This is a genomic window from Shewanella sp. 125m-1 (assembly GCF_052977065.1).
Genome location: NZ_JBRILT010000002.1, coordinates 15,177 through 29,633, shown reverse-complemented (window position 1 = coordinate 29,633; position 14,457 = coordinate 15,177). Strand labels below are relative to the sequence as shown.

General features: G+C 43.7%; 14 protein-coding genes. 6 read left to right on the top strand and 8 right to left on the bottom strand.

All coding sequences use genetic code 11. The features are described 5' to 3' along the window. Positions 1-119 precede the first annotated feature (119 nt). Positions 120-476, bottom strand: coding sequence for a ribosome hibernation-promoting factor, HPF/YfiA family (gene hpf / locus ACVBIK_RS01270; protein ID WP_447161128.1), 357 nt, complete (start codon positions 474-476; stop codon positions 120-122). A 593-nt stretch (positions 477-1,069) separates the two neighbouring features. On the opposite strand from hpf, the gene ACVBIK_RS01265 reads away from it, so the two are divergent. The 5 genes from ACVBIK_RS01265 to ACVBIK_RS01245 all read left to right on the top strand — a co-directional run bounded on the left by ACVBIK_RS01265 (position 1,070) and on the right by ACVBIK_RS01245 (position 4,911). After that, entirely contained in the window at positions 1,070-1,369 is a 300-nt protein-coding gene (locus tag ACVBIK_RS01265; RefSeq protein WP_447163760.1) for a hypothetical protein, read from the top strand. Between the two features lie 3 nt (positions 1,370-1,372). After that, positions 1,373-3,004 (top strand): PepSY-associated TM helix domain-containing protein, encoded by a 1,632-nt coding sequence (locus ACVBIK_RS01260; protein ID WP_447168889.1) that lies wholly within the window; start codon positions 1,373-1,375, stop codon positions 3,002-3,004. A 12-nt stretch (positions 3,005-3,016) separates the two neighbouring features. Continuing rightward, entirely contained in the window at positions 3,017-3,340 is a 324-nt protein-coding gene (locus ACVBIK_RS01255; RefSeq protein WP_447161125.1) for a DUF3325 domain-containing protein, read from the top strand. Between the two features lie 187 nt (positions 3,341-3,527). Beyond that, positions 3,528-4,049: a hypothetical protein gene (locus ACVBIK_RS01250; protein ID WP_447161124.1), complete on the top strand. Its 522-nt coding sequence runs from the start codon at positions 3,528-3,530 to the stop codon at positions 4,047-4,049. 415 nt (positions 4,050-4,464) lie between these two features. After that, positions 4,465-4,911 (top strand): OsmC family protein, encoded by a 447-nt coding sequence (locus ACVBIK_RS01245; protein ID WP_447161123.1) that lies wholly within the window; start codon positions 4,465-4,467, stop codon positions 4,909-4,911. A gap of 100 nt (positions 4,912-5,011) precedes the next feature. On the opposite strand, the gene ACVBIK_RS01240 is transcribed toward ACVBIK_RS01245, so the two are convergent. From ACVBIK_RS01240 to ACVBIK_RS01225, 4 genes are all read right to left on the bottom strand, one after another. Continuing rightward, on the bottom strand, positions 5,012-5,596 hold the full coding sequence (locus tag ACVBIK_RS01240; protein WP_447161122.1) for a lipid-binding SYLF domain-containing protein: 585 nt from the start codon (positions 5,594-5,596) through the stop codon (positions 5,012-5,014). A gap of 311 nt (positions 5,597-5,907) precedes the next feature. Then, positions 5,908-6,987 (bottom strand): DUF2955 domain-containing protein, encoded by a 1,080-nt coding sequence (locus ACVBIK_RS01235; protein WP_447161121.1) that lies wholly within the window; start codon positions 6,985-6,987, stop codon positions 5,908-5,910. Next, positions 6,977-8,122: an HlyD family secretion protein gene (locus ACVBIK_RS01230; RefSeq protein WP_447161120.1), complete on the bottom strand. Its 1,146-nt coding sequence runs from the start codon at positions 8,120-8,122 to the stop codon at positions 6,977-6,979. The genes ACVBIK_RS01235 and ACVBIK_RS01230 overlap by 11 nt, the downstream gene beginning before the upstream one ends. Positions 8,123-8,485: 363 nt before the next feature. Next, the gene (locus ACVBIK_RS01225) at positions 8,486-11,761 is read right to left on the bottom strand and encodes a S41 family peptidase (RefSeq protein ID WP_447168888.1); all 3,276 of its coding nucleotides are present in this window, start codon (positions 11,759-11,761) and stop codon (positions 8,486-8,488) included. 213 nt (positions 11,762-11,974) lie between these two features. Here ACVBIK_RS01225 and ACVBIK_RS01220 point away from each other — a divergent pair, with 213 nt between their 5' ends. After that, the gene (locus tag ACVBIK_RS01220) at positions 11,975-12,391 is read left to right on the top strand and encodes a hypothetical protein (protein WP_447161118.1); all 417 of its coding nucleotides are present in this window, start codon (positions 11,975-11,977) and stop codon (positions 12,389-12,391) included. A gap of 119 nt (positions 12,392-12,510) precedes the next feature. Here the strand turns inward: ACVBIK_RS01220 and ACVBIK_RS01215 are convergent, their stop codons facing one another. The 3 genes from ACVBIK_RS01215 to purE form a co-directional block, all read right to left on the bottom strand. Next, complete coding sequence (locus ACVBIK_RS01215) at positions 12,511-13,077, bottom strand: hypothetical protein (RefSeq protein WP_447161117.1); 567 nt, start codon at positions 13,075-13,077, stop codon at positions 12,511-12,513. Then, positions 13,070-13,624, bottom strand: a complete 555-nt coding sequence (locus ACVBIK_RS01210) for a sigma-70 family RNA polymerase sigma factor (protein ID WP_447163834.1) — start codon at positions 13,622-13,624, stop codon at positions 13,070-13,072. Before ACVBIK_RS01210 ends, ACVBIK_RS01215 begins: the two co-directional genes overlap by 8 nt. A gap of 325 nt (positions 13,625-13,949) precedes the next feature. Then, complete coding sequence (purE, locus tag ACVBIK_RS01205; RefSeq protein WP_447161116.1) at positions 13,950-14,453, bottom strand: 5-(carboxyamino)imidazole ribonucleotide mutase; 504 nt, start codon at positions 14,451-14,453, stop codon at positions 13,950-13,952. Positions 14,454-14,457 lie beyond the last annotated feature (4 nt).

Sequence of the window (14,457 nt, the reverse complement as noted above, 5' to 3'; positions counted from 1 at the left end):
AAAAAAATAGAGCGATAAAGCACCTGTTCATGGGTGCTTGCGCCATAAAAAAGCCCTCACAACCGTTAGGTAACGAGGGCTTATATCTTATGTCTGCTGACAAAAAATACATTTAGAGATTAGACTAAGTTCATCTCTTGAACTTTTTCATGTGCAATCTCAGGTGTAGTCACAACAGGCTTAGAATGTAGATCAGCCTTTAGTTGTCCTTTTCGATGCTTTAGTGCCGCATCGAGTTTTTTAGCTGCGCTGGTAATTGCTGGATACATAACGGGATCATTACCAGAAGCTGAAATACTGCTTCCCTCATAATTGGTTCTAATTTCAACCTGGAATTCGCCGTGCTCTTTAGTAACAATAATATCGAGTGCGATCAGGGTTGGAAAATGACTCTCTATCTTCGAAAACTTCTCTTGGACATACTGTCTTACAACATCTGTTACATCAACGTGGTGACCAGAAAGATTTATTTTCATAGGTTTTCCTTTTTACAATGACTTCACCTAATACACTTGGGGTTAACGCTTTAAATTACAAGCTTTTATTAAAAATAATTTATATAAAATTTTGTATAAATTATCAATTTATTCGCTACAGCCCAGTGTTTATCAGGTAAAAACAAATTTTGTTATATTAATGATTTTTATCAAACGGTCATTTAGTTATGGTTAAAGCATAAGCTAAGATGACTTTCCTTTAAGGGGTTAGATAATTAGCAAACAGCCAGCTAAATCTAATTGTTCCTCTACTAATTTAGACAAAAAAAGCTGCCTTGGCTTGATTTTTATCACGCTTTACCCGAATAAAGTAAAATTTATTCGGATCAAGATCCCACATCAAGCACTTACGCACAAAATAACAGCAATTGGCGGTTATAAACTCACCCACCTTACCCAGTTCAATCACCTAATGCCTTCTCCGCCCCAGTTTATTTGAGACATGACTCGCAACTTCAGTATCATAATATTAGATACGAATGAAAACAGTTCTCATTCACTGCGATTTATGTACAATGCCTAACATAGATCTCTTGTTATTTTTAAACTGACGTTTTTAGGTGTGCATCGAAGTGAAACCAATAAAAGCAAAATTACTTCAAACCGTTGTGCCAAATAAATTCAATATTGGGTTACGCGCATTCTCAGCCATATTTGCAGGTTACCTATTAGCCGCAACGGTATCGGCCTGGCTCGCATTAGTACTGCCTCTGTCACCTCTTGAAAATACGCTAACCGCGATGATGTTGTCATTTATCGTCTATGCCTTTGCTGGGCTCTGGGCTTTTAGCGTGCAAACTCACTGGCGTGCCCTTAGCGATCTAGTCCTCCTTAGCGGAATTTTTTACCTGTTTATTTTGGTTATAGGTTAAACAATGAAAGACTCATTTTTTCGCAGTATGACTTGGCTACACACTTGGGTTGGCTTACTGGTTTGTTGGGTATTACTGTTGGTCTTTTTTGCTGGCACATTAAGTTATTACCGTTATGAAATCACACTATGGAGCAAACCTGAGCTGCATAAGAATGTTATCCAGCAATATGACAGTAACCTAGTTGCTAATGAGCTAACGCGGGCTCAGAACTACTTAACTGAGCATGCAAAAAATGCCCGTGATTGGCGGGTCAATTTTCCCACCGACCGCAAACCTTATATGAGTTACGCCTGGCAAACACAACCAGAAGAGGGGCAACGACGCGGTAAATTTATTGAACATATAGTGCCAATTGAAGGTGATAACTTAATTACCGATATCCGAGAATCTAAAGGTGGCCATTTCTTCTACCGTTTGCATTTCGACTTACACTATATGCCAGCCAAGATAGCCCGCTGGATAGTCGGGTTCTGCACCATGTTTATGCTGATTGCCCTCATTAGCGGTATAGTGATCCACAAGCGTATTTTTAAGGACTTCTTCAGTTTCCGTCGCAACAAGAGCAGCCGTTCATGGCTAGATGCCCATAACGTCAGCTCGGTGTTAGCGCTCCCCTTTCACTTAATGATCACTTACACCGGATTAGTCACCTTGATGGTGATGTATATGCCCTGGGGAATGATGACAGCCTATGATGGCGACGCTAAGTCATTTAGCAAAGAGTTGCGCCCTAGCCGAGTGCAAATGCAACCGCTAGGGATTGCAGCGCAAACCGTCTCTATTAGCGCATTACTACCAGAAGTTAACACTCTTTGGGCTCACGATCCTATCAAGCAAGTCGTAGTCAATAATCCAAGTGACCAAAATAGTAAAATTAATTTTTATCGAGATACTGGCCAGGCCGTCACAGATAGAAGGGCTGCGATTATTTTTAACGGTATCAACGGTGAGCTACTCAATGCTGCTATTGAGCCAAATTCTGCAGTACAAAATACTCACGACACATTAATCGCCCTGCATACGGGACGGTTTGCCGAACCTCTACTACGTGCACTATTTTTCATCTGTGGCATTTTAGGCTGCGCCATGATTACCACAGGCGCAATACTCTGGGCTGTGAAAATTCGTCAAAAACAACAAAAGCCGCTAAAACAAGGCATAAAAGCCAGTCTTGGTTTGCGTTTAGTTGAAGGATTAAACCTAACCTTTATCGCAGGGCTCCCTCTGGCTACAGCCAGCTTTTTCTATGCCAACAGATTGCTGCCAGTTGAGCTTGTAAACCGAGCTCAGTGGGAAATCAATATCTTCTTTATTGCGCTTGCGGCTGTCGCGCTTTTAGCTTGTTTTAATCGCACTTTAACTGCCTGGCGCGCAGTCATCACGCTCTCAGCAACCGCAATAATGGCTATTCCACTTCTTAATACCCTCACTTCGAGCAGCAACATGCTGGATAACATAAGCCTACACCAATGGTCATTGGTCGGCTTTGATTTAATGTCTGTACTTATCGGTACGGCACTATTTTTTGTTCGAACGAAACTAGTTAGCAAGCAAGGTGTCATAGCTAGTAGAACAGCTACACGCACTGTAAACCATGAGGTTATAACCTCAGTCTCATCAGCGACTAAATAAGGAATATAAGCCCTGATCTTAAGTCTTTTAGGATTTAGTTATCTTGCATTTGGACTATTTGCGCTGGCTATGTTTTCTCACTACCGAGATACATTTGGCAATGCGCCAAGTCCTCAACAAGCTAAGTTACTCTATATTGGCGGCTGGGTAGGTATCGCGAGTATTTACTGGGGGTGTATAACAGCCCAAGGCGCTGCTTATGGCAGCATCCTATTCTTCGGTTTATTGTCATTCGCCGGGCTGTTAGTCATCTTAATGCTAAGTTATCGCGCTAAGTTTCTGCCTTATTCCATGGCACTAAGCACACTATTTAGCACTATTCTGGTCTTATACTAATCAGTATAAAGAGGCGAGTTTCGCAATCATGAGGTACAAAATTCTTTATATCGTTTAGTAAAATATTATTTTAATATCAGACTTATTGAATATCTGCTGAGCTCATCGTTTCAATGATGGTTCAGCTTATGTACAGTAAAATGGTTTTAGAATACAGCCATATAAATATATTTATGACTGAGGTTCTATGCTTGTTGCTCACTCTACACCGTCACCATTGAGTGCCGAACAGACTCAAATAAATCAGCATCAATCACACTTAGCACCATCAAATTTAGCGCAATCACGCACAGCCACACCCGCGAGCGAAAATCTGCTGCACGCAAGTGCAAAGAGTCTCAATGTAACGCCGAAAAGCCTACCACTCGATACTGTAACCCTTAGCCCACAAGCGCTTGAGCTTGCAAACAAAAGCCCTAACTCTGGTGATGCACAAACGCGACCAGCTCCATCCACCTTGCCAAATGAGGGAGAAAAAGTTGAGGTATATGTAGAATATAAGAAAGCCAAAATGCAGTATCAGTTCTATTCAGACATGGCTAATATAGCAACAGGAAATAACAATGGAGTATCTCCCGCGACTGCATATTATCTATCGAATAATGATGACGCTCGTGCTGCAACGGTAAACGTAAAAGCCCAGCAACAGCAAGTCACAAGCATGCAAACATATGTTGATACGACTAAAAGCCTTAATGAATTATCTTAATCGACCGTATCAATAAAAGCGCAATGTATGAGCCATATGTATTCATTTGGCGCTTATACAATATCTGATATCAACAACAGACTAAAAATCTCAACATGGATGTATAATTCGCTAAAACCTCATCCTAACTTTTTCAGACTCTGCACTCTGCACTCTGCACTCTGCACTCTGCACTCTGCACTCTGCACTCTGCACTCTGCACTCTGCACTCTGCACTCCAAGATTAACCAATGATGATTAAACTTATCAGCTAAAGCTAATCACTTACCCTTGATTAAAATCAAACGAATCTCCCCCTACCAAGAGTATGCTGAACTTTAGTTTTTTTTAAGCAATACAATATTGACTGGAAAAGTTAAGCCTAATCGATTAAACCTAGTCGCTGTCACGTACATCTAATTAAAGAGTTAGCCATATGAGCTTTAGAATTAACCTCAACTGGATTGCCGCAGAGGAACCTATTGATGATCCCCAGAGTTTTAACCGTGATCACTGCATTACCTTTGGCAGTGGCCAGCAAGTAAATGCATCTTCGGCACCTGAGTACAACGGCAGTACCGACAAAATTAATCCAGAGGAAAGCCTACTCGCAGCACTCTCGTCCTGCCACATGCTGACATTTTTAACCATTGCCCATCTCAAGCGTTTACCTATCACCTCTTATCAAGATGATGCATACGCAGAGCTAGGCAAAAATGCAGCGGGTAAGCTGTTTATCAATAAGATTGTGTTACAACCAAAAATAGAGTTTGCAGAAGAAGTGACCGCTGACGTGATAGCGAAGATCCATGACAAGTCTCACAGCAATTGCTTCATTGCCAATAGCCTTAATCCTGAGACGCTCTTTGAAATAAAATACTAACAGAACAAGGCCTGACAGCCGCGAGATTGTCGAGTTTAGGCTGAATGAAAAAAGCGAGGTCATCACCTAGCTTTTTTCATTCGTCAAACACAAATAAGCGTTAGCCGTCATTCTCAACAAAGTCATCGGTAAAGTCGGTTTCCCAATACTTATAGCCCTGCACTGTGGCTTGAGCGGCTGCGCCCATTAAGTTAACTTGATAGGTCTTAACACCTGACACATCAACTGATTGGTTAGCCGATGCTTGTTCGCCACTGCCTTCATATTCGGCACTTGCCTCTGCTTGCGCCTGTCCTTCGTAACCAGACTCTTTAAAACGAGTGAGCGCATCACGCTGAGTAAAGGCTTGTACAAAAGCCACTTGTTTCCAGCCAATACCGGCTCCAACACCACCTGTTGCAAAGCGATAGTAAGAAAGCTTGCTGCCCTCATGTAAAACACAGATCCCACCACCTGTAGACAAAGCAAACAGGTAGCTATTACTACCAGTACAAACGACATAGCCGACAGAGTTAGCCACAGCAGTCTTAGCCGCTGGATGTTCATTATAAATCTCCTGTAGCGCTGACTGAGTCTCCTCTCTGGCATGCATTTTTTTCGCTTCAGGGGTATCACCCGTAGCACAACCGACGAGTAATACAGGAAAAGTGACAGCTGCGAGCTTTAGTATATTGGTTCGAAACATAGTTTCATCCTTATCGATAAAAATTGAAGATTAATTAAACAAGGCTTAGTTAAATCCATTATTATTTCAGCGCCTTTTAACATATAGCACAGGAAACAAGTTGTTGATTCAGTTATATATCACAATCAAGCTTAATGGCGGCTTGATCAAGCCTATGGCCAATTGTCATTCCAATTCTGCTCATTTGATGTTCCTATCTCGCGACCTATCTCCTTAAGCAATCGATCCCTTTTGTAACGATTAAGATAAACCCTTAGGTATAAACTAATGTAACCAGCTTAGATAAACCGCTGGGCTTAACGAGTAAAAAGCTAAAGGCTATTACGCTTCTTTAAAAACGTCCAATCTCGGGATTCCAAAAAGAAAGAGGCAAAAATCATGTAAACCCCCACTAGAAATAGTTGCAAAATCCTAAGATAAAAATTCACCGCAACATCTTTGTCTGTAGAAGACGCCGTAGAGCCAACGACCACCAGCAACGCCGATAAGATCCCTGCATAAAGAGGCGCTTTTGCGGGGTCGGCATAAATTTTTTGCCCAAAGAACAAAGCCGCTAACATCGACATACCGATATAAAATTGCAGTTCAGGCACGATAGTCAGTAAGTTATAAAATACGACTGCTAAAGCCCCACCAATGCCATTGGTTACCAGTAAGAATAAACTCACCTTAATACTTTTCGCTCCCGCTGCTTGCAATGACAAGATGGCAATAAAAATCATGGTCAACAACGCACCCGAAATTTCTAAAAAATAGAAAAAACAGATCACAGGGAAAGCGATAATTAACGCCCGAAATGCTTCATGAGTGCGTTCATCATGGCTCTGCTGTGCGCTCGCTAGCTGCTCTTTTTTAGGAGAAAGATCGGGCAATAAAGCATGCAGTAGTGCAAATATTGCCACCGCCACGACACCTGAAAAACTCAAGCCCACGCCAACGATGATCGCAGCGCCAGGCTGAAGTAGGCTCAGGTAAGGCAGCAGTAAGGTCGCGACAATAAAAATAGTGGCGAAGAAATTCCATTTAGGATCGCTAAAGAGGTAATAGCCCCATAACATCATCATCGCCAGCAGTGGTAGCAACACAATGGGATATTGAGTTGGGCCAAAACTCACCAACCAAGCTAAGCCTATGGTACAGAGCATAGAAATGAGTAGCTCATAAACCGTCTGTATTGTGGGTTCTTGCCTGTCGACTAAAAACTTGGCGACAAATACCGGTACAATAAAGGCGAGTGGCCAAGCCCAAATAGCAGACACCGCTACCGCGAGACCAATGCCAAGAGTAAAGCGCAGTACACGCCGAGTATAGATAGCCTCCGCTGTCACTCCAGACCTAGGGTTGGCACCTGCCTCAGCTAAATCACGAGTAGAGAGATCTTTATCTGACATAAGAGAACCAACTCACCACACGGATCCAAAATTTACCAAACAGGTTAATAATACTGTTGTCGCTGGTATAGACGATCACATCGGCTTGACCACCAACACGTCTTAACCCTACGGCTTCATCTACAGGTAGTACAATCGTCACCGGAAAGCGCTGAGATTGGCGTAGCCAGCCAGTTTGGCCTGATACCTGTGCCAGTTTGCCCGTCTGCTCACTCTGGCCCCAATCGACTCCGTAATCGATACTGCCGACTTTGGCTTTAAAGACTTCTCCTGGCGCATAATCAAGAGCAAACTCGACATCATCTCCCGCCTTCATATTACCTAAGCTGTTTTCCCTAAAGTAGGCCTCAATCCATACGCCTTCAGATGAAATAAAGGTCATCACTGGTTGACCGGCACTGGCATAAACGCCCTCTTTTAATCTAAAGTTTGACGCCACACCATCAGTGGGCGCAACAATCGATGTTCGAGCCAAATTGATTTGGGCAGTCTCTAGGCTTAACAAGGCTGATTTAACATTGGTGTTATTCTCCCCTTCTGCACCTAAACGCTCCTTGGCTTTAGCCAGATCAGCTTTGGCACTCGCAACACCCGCTTCAGCCTTTGTCAGCTCAGCACGGGCATTATCTGCATCGGCTTGGGACATCACCGCTTTATCAACCATGGCAAAAATACGCTTTGACTGAACTTGGGCATTGGTTAAATTGGCTTGGGCATTCGTCACTTTCGCTTGAGCAGCGGCTACATTGGCTGTCTGTGCACCAACATTTTGACCCGCTTTCTTTAGAGATTGCTCTGCTTGATCTAGTGCAATTTCATAGTCCTGGGGATTAATTTTCGCCAGTACATCTCCCTCTTTTATTAACGTGTTAGGCTCGACTAAAATATCAATTATTTCACCCGAGACTTGAGGACTGATGGGCACCACATAACCACGAATTCGACCTAGATCGGTTGATGGAATAAACCTGTCGGCGACAAGGTGAAATACAAATAAACAACTGACAACTATTAAGATGATATTAGTCGCTTTGCGAATTTTAGTGTTCTTCTTGTTTTCGGTTTGCTCGACCTCTTTATTCTGCTCGTTACTCGCTGCATCCTCGTTAGCACTCACACCCTTATCTTCCGTCATACTCATCCCTTTGGTCACCGATAATCCTGCACTAACCGCCGTCAGACAGGTACTCAGTATTAAAGCCTATTAACACTCAAATCGCCTGAGCTACTTTTTAATCAGTTTAGTGTCTTGAACAGACAACATTCAACCGTTTTATCAAATTAATTTATCAGCAATTTACTTAAGGTTTAATTAAAAACACGAGCAGAATTGGACACTTCTAGAATGTCGGTAGCGATATATGTCGGACCAGGAGACTCATGCGGGTTTATGTATTTTTACCATAAAAATAGGCGTTATTGACCTGGGAACTGCTTCGCCAATAACGCCCTAAACTTCACTGTTGCCATGCTTGATAGAAACAAGCTCTAGCGTACATTAAAATGCTTTATTTACATCTTCAGCCATGCCTTTTTTGGGCATTGGCTTAGGGTTGAACTCGGTAACCGGTTGCTTATCAAGAGCCTCTTTCAAATAGCTTACCGCCTTGTTTAATTGCGCATCTGTACCGTTAAATGTCGCGTAAGGTAAGTTATTCACCTCGATGTCGGGGCTGACACCACGGCCTTCAATAATCCAACTTCCATCCATTGCATATTGTGGGTACTCGGCAACACGTGCCATACCTCGGTCAGTGAGCGAGTTACGCCCAGACAACCACACTCCAGCGCCTGCAGTTTGCTTACCTATTAATGGCGCAATACCCAGTGCTTTAACTCCAGCAGAGAAGGTTTCACCATCTGAGTAAGTCAGCTGGTCAGTTAATACAACAAGTTGCCCTTTAAAGGTCTGCTGCATATTTCCAGATGGCGTACCATGAGTCGGAGCCCAAAATGCCCAAGTCCGGCGCAGTAATTTTTCGATGATCCAACTATCAATATTACCACCGCGGTTTCGACGCACATCGATGATCAAGCCGTCTTTATCAACGTTGGCATAAAACTCTCTTGCAAAGCTGGCTATATCACCGCTGCCCATGGCGTATAAATGCAAGTAACCTATCTTGCCGTCACTGTTATTAGACACTTGTTCACTATTATGGTGCACCCAGTCTAAGTATCTCAGCTTGGCATTTTTAGATGGACTGATAGGTTTAATAATTGTTTGGTGTGTTTTACCGCCACGCTTTAGCGTCAGTAGTACCTGTTTGCCACTTTGGTTACGTAAAAGCTTAGTGACATCGGCTATATTGCTTAGCTTCTTAGCATTGATAGCGACTATCACATCACCGACTTTAGCATTAACGCCCATCTGTTTAAGTGGAGCGGCTTGTTCCGGCAATTCAGGATCGCCCTGATATATATGCTCGATAACAACGCCAGTTTTAGTCTGCTCGAGTCGCGCGCCTAAGCTGGCCGATTTAGCTTTATCGAGATCTTTGGCAAAGTCGCCACCACGCACTTGAGAATGAAGAGAGTCAAGCTCGCCCATCATCTGCATAAAGAGATCATTGAGCTCATGGCGATCGGTTAGTCGCTCTACCAATGGCTGATATTTCGCCTTAGTGGCTTGCCAGTCTAAGCCGCGCATGTTCTTGTCATAAAATGAGTCACGGTGCATTAACCATGCATCTTCAAACATCTGTTGCCATTCTGCTGCTGGCTCAATGGCAAGTTGCCATAAATCTGTTTGTACCTTGGCATGCTTAAGCTCTTTAGGAAGCTTATCTCCAGCATCGACAATCAACATCTCACTGCCTTGCTTAGATTGCTTACGAATAAAGAGCTTCTCGCCATCTTGAGACAGCTTGAACTCGCCTACATCTGCAGAAAAAGTGTCAACTTTTGGACTGAGCGGATCGAACTTGACGAGCTTGAGTGTCGACTTGCCACTCATAGTGCTATCGAGTAGGTAAAACTTATCTTTTGCCATCTGCAAAGAATCGTAGTTACCCGCAGCAACCGGAACTTGCCATAATCGACTCGATAAGCCCTCCCAATCGACTTGAGTCTCTACCTCATCATCTGGCTTTGCCGGTTCAGACATCAGCTCGTTGGGCTTTTGAAATGCAAATCGCGCGTCCTCATTCAATGCAATTGCAAACACCTGCGTGCGCTTATTGAACATAGGGCCTAGGTTTCTGTCGCCCCAAGGTGAGCTAGGAGTAGAAACAAACTTTCTATTTGATAGGAAATATAGCCAGTCACCATCAACACTAAAGCTTGGTGAAAAAGACTCATACTTATCACTCGTTAACGACTCAGCACGATGCTCTTTTAGCGAGTACAACACTATTTGAGGACGCGCCTTGCCCATCTCAGCTTTCGTTAACGCAATAAAACGGCTATCGCCAGACCAAACAATATCGGCGTATGGCCCTAACCCCTCACTTTGAGTGATTATTTTCTTGTTACTGCCTTTTTTCACATCAAACAACCAAACATTGCCGTCGTAATCATCGTGGGCAAGGTAACGTCCATCCGGAGATAAGTGCAGGTTAAGCCTTAAGGTTTTACCGTCTTTAGTGAGTTGCTTAGCGTTGTCACTGCCATCGGCGGCATATCGCCATAGTTCTTGCTCTCCCGATGCATCACTAATCGCGTAAACCCAGTGACCATCTTGGCTCATTACAGCATGACTAACTCGGCTGTGACCTGGCAATGCTATTTCAATCAGACGTTGCCCATCTGTACCCGCAATAGCCACATTGCTTCTCGCGGTAATAGCCACCTTATCCCCTTTAGGTGAAAAAGTTGTGGCTGTTGCGTATTTCATCGGCTCCTTGACCCAATGCTCACGCTTTTGTGCAAAGTCAGAGATAAGATTAATATCAAGGATTTGCTCTTTGGCTGAAGCGATATCAAACAATTTAATATCGGCGCCTTGTTGAAACACTATGCGGCCTTGATTTAATCTTGCAGCACGTACTTGCCAGTCTGTGTAATGAGTGTGCTGCTTAAGATCATTCCCCGCGGTAGACATAGACCAGATGTTATCATTGCCGTCGCTGTCACTAATAAAATACAAGCGAGATTGCCACAACATAGGTTGCCTGACAGAGCCTTGATGACCCTGAGTCAATGGCGTAGCTTCTTGTGTGCTGCCTAGCTTGAATTTCCACAGTTCACCTTTAGCTCCACCGCGATATACCTTGGCATTATCACCTGTAGTTTGCAGACCAAAGCGGGTGAAATAGACATATTCACCTTTATCATCAATCGCCCCTTCTATGGCATCGGCAAGCGGTAAATCAGTCGTTAACAGGGTCTTTGGATCAACGGTTCGAAGTACCCAATAATTCGCTGGGCCAAATGCATTGTCGGTTGAGTAAAGCACCTTACCGTCAGCGGTCCAGCCTTGAACGCGAACTCGACTATTTTCAAAGCTGACACGCTTAGCTTGCCCACCCGTAATAGGAATAACGTAAACTTCAGATGAGCCTTCATAATTAGCCACGTACGCTACTGATTTTCCATCGGGGGAGATTGTAGCCCCCAACTCTTGTGCAGGTAAACTCGTTAGACGCGTCGCTTGAGAGTCACCTAATGACTGAGTCCAAAGATCGCCTTCGGCCGTAAAGACCAAGGTTTGTAGGTTTAATGCTGGCGCACGAAAATAACCAGGTTTGACCATGGACTGTGAGGCAAAAGAGGGGAATACATTAAATGTGCCTAAGGCAAGCATGCAGCATGCAAGAGAGTGACGAAGTTTCATCTGAGCTAGCAATCCTGTTGTTATTGTTATTAAACAAATAAATTTAAGGCCACAAGGTAGCAAAAAATTTACAAAGCATCAGCAAAATACTACTGAATAAGTATTAGCAAATGTGTTTCTCAGCCCTTAAGTAAAATTGAGCCAAACTTGCTCAATTTTACTTAATCAGTAACGGCTACGCTTAAACAAGCACCGTTAATGTATGAGGTATGAATGTCTAAAGACTATGTCCGTCCATCATTTAGAGATGACCCAAACGTGATTCGAGCATTGGGCAATATACCCAAGATCCATGCCGATAGTTTTTCAGAGTCACAACTGCTCTATATGAGACGAGCATTACGCAATAACAAATGGCAGAAGCAGATGATAGATAAACGTGGCAGTTTCTATTTGCCCTTTATTGGCTGGCGATTCTTTTATGTGTTCCTATTTGGCCGTAACAAGCGTGCATATAGCCGCAAAGAGAAGCAGCTTTCATTAGCACTATTTGCTCTGTGCATACTGGTGTTTATCTTAACCTCGGTCGCACTTGGCTTGCTACTACTCTACTTGTTAAAATCTATGCTGGGTATCGATCTTCTAGAGGAGACCTCTCTTGGGATCTGGGACGGGTTCAAATCACTTTAAACCCATCTGTGCTAGGTTAAAGTGCTCTCTATCCTCTAGCAATATAGAGACAAAATAAAGCCCGCTTAAAAGCGGGCTTTATCGTTCTAGCGTTAAAAAACGAGAGTTCTGAGCACTAGTTAATGGCCAGACATAACAGCTTTTTGTAACTTAAGGTACCTTGCGTTAAGCGAGTGCGTCGCCTGTAGCAACTGCGGTTGTTGTTCAGCTAACAGCGTCAGTAAACGCTGAGCCTTGGCTATCTCTTTAGCTCTGATCAACTGCTCAATATTATCAAGTTGTGCGATTAAGACAGCGTCTGCGGCCATAAATTCTTTACCCTGTTTGACCCAAGCAGCTTTGTCATCTGGTTGCTCCGCCAATTGGCTAGGATTATCCATCGAACGCATCATCTGTGGCTTAGGCGGAGATGACATCATGACCGGCTGCCCCTGCTCTAATACATCACCCTTTTTCATTGCTGGATTTATGACAAACAATGTCACCACGACCAATACCGAGGCTGCTGAAGATAATGGCCAGCGATATTTACGCCAAAAAGACTGACTCTGTAAAGGCTTCTTTATTCGGCTACGCGCCAGATTAAGGATCTGTTCATCAAGTTCACTTGATGGCTGCTCCTGAGTCATTTTTTGATAAAGTGACTTAATTTCAACTTCGTTTGCTTCATGCTCTTTATCAGTCATGATTAGCTCCTTGCCATTTTAAGTCGACACAATCCTTAAGCCCTTTATAAGCGTAACGAATGCGACTTTTAGTCGCCTCTAGCGTCGCGCCTGCGATATCGGCAATGATTGCCGCCGTAAAGCCCATCTCTACATTTAGCAAAAATGCCTCTTTTTGCACTTGTGGTAAGTTCGCCACGCAGCCTTTAAGCAAGTTTGCTTTTTGATTATCCAACATTAGCCCTTCAGGATTAAGGGTATCATTACTCAGTTGAGTCTCAGCATCTTGCTCTGGCTCAAAAACATCACTGAAATTACTTACCGGTTTAACGGCCCTGACATGATCAACAATCAAATTATGAGCAATGCGATATAACCAGGTAGTGAATTTTGCGCTGGCTTCATAGAGGCTGGCAGCTTTAATCACTCGACTCCAGGTTTCTTGGTAGAGATCTTCAGCCAATTGCGGGTCGTGGATCTGTCGAACAAAATACCGATATAGTGGCCCTTTGTGCTTACGATAAAGTAGCTCAAACGCATGGCTACTGCCTGCTGCATATTGCAGCATCAAAACGTGATCGGCATCGAGCTCTAGAGAGGCTTGGGATGAGGGCAAAGGTTGCTCCACAGTATCTTCCTTAGCTAAAAAATTTGGACATTTTCGACCGCTAAGCTTTGTCCAGTTAAACCTATATTGCAAGTGCTTAGCTCAAGCAATAACTTATGAGGTGGCTAGCATTAGCCATAATAGTGAAGAACAGCAATCTGAGACAAGAATTAACAGCAATATGACTAAGTAGCGTGAAGAACGTAACCCATAAAAGTGCCGCCCAGAAAAACTATCTTAGCGGCATTTCATTGCTAACAGACGTATTCAGAATAGACTGATTAACTTAAGCGAGCTTGGCTTGTAGAGCGGCATCTTTAGCTGCAACAGCTTCAGCAGACTTAGCACGCTCTTCTTTAACGGCCACAGCAAGGGCATCATCGCCAACGGCTAACATTTGCGCGGCAAGATAACCTGCATTTTTAGCGCCTGCGCTACCGATAGCCACCGTTGCTACAGGTACGCCCCCAGGCATCATCACTGTCGATAAAAGTGCATCGTGTCCTTGTAGTGGGCCGCAATCAATTGGTACACCGATAACAGGGCGAGTCGTAATACCCGCGACCGCACCAGCTAGGTGCGCAGCAAGACCTGCTGCACAAATAAAGACTTTACAACCACGCGCTTCTGCATCAGTTACGTAGCTATGCGTAGCTGCAGGCGTTCGGTGAGCCGAAGTCACTTTTGCTTCAAACTTAATTCCGAAAGTGTTAAGCACATCGAGGGTGGCTTGCATTGTAGGCAGATCTGAATCTGACCCCATTAATACTGCAACAAATGGTTGGCTCATGTTA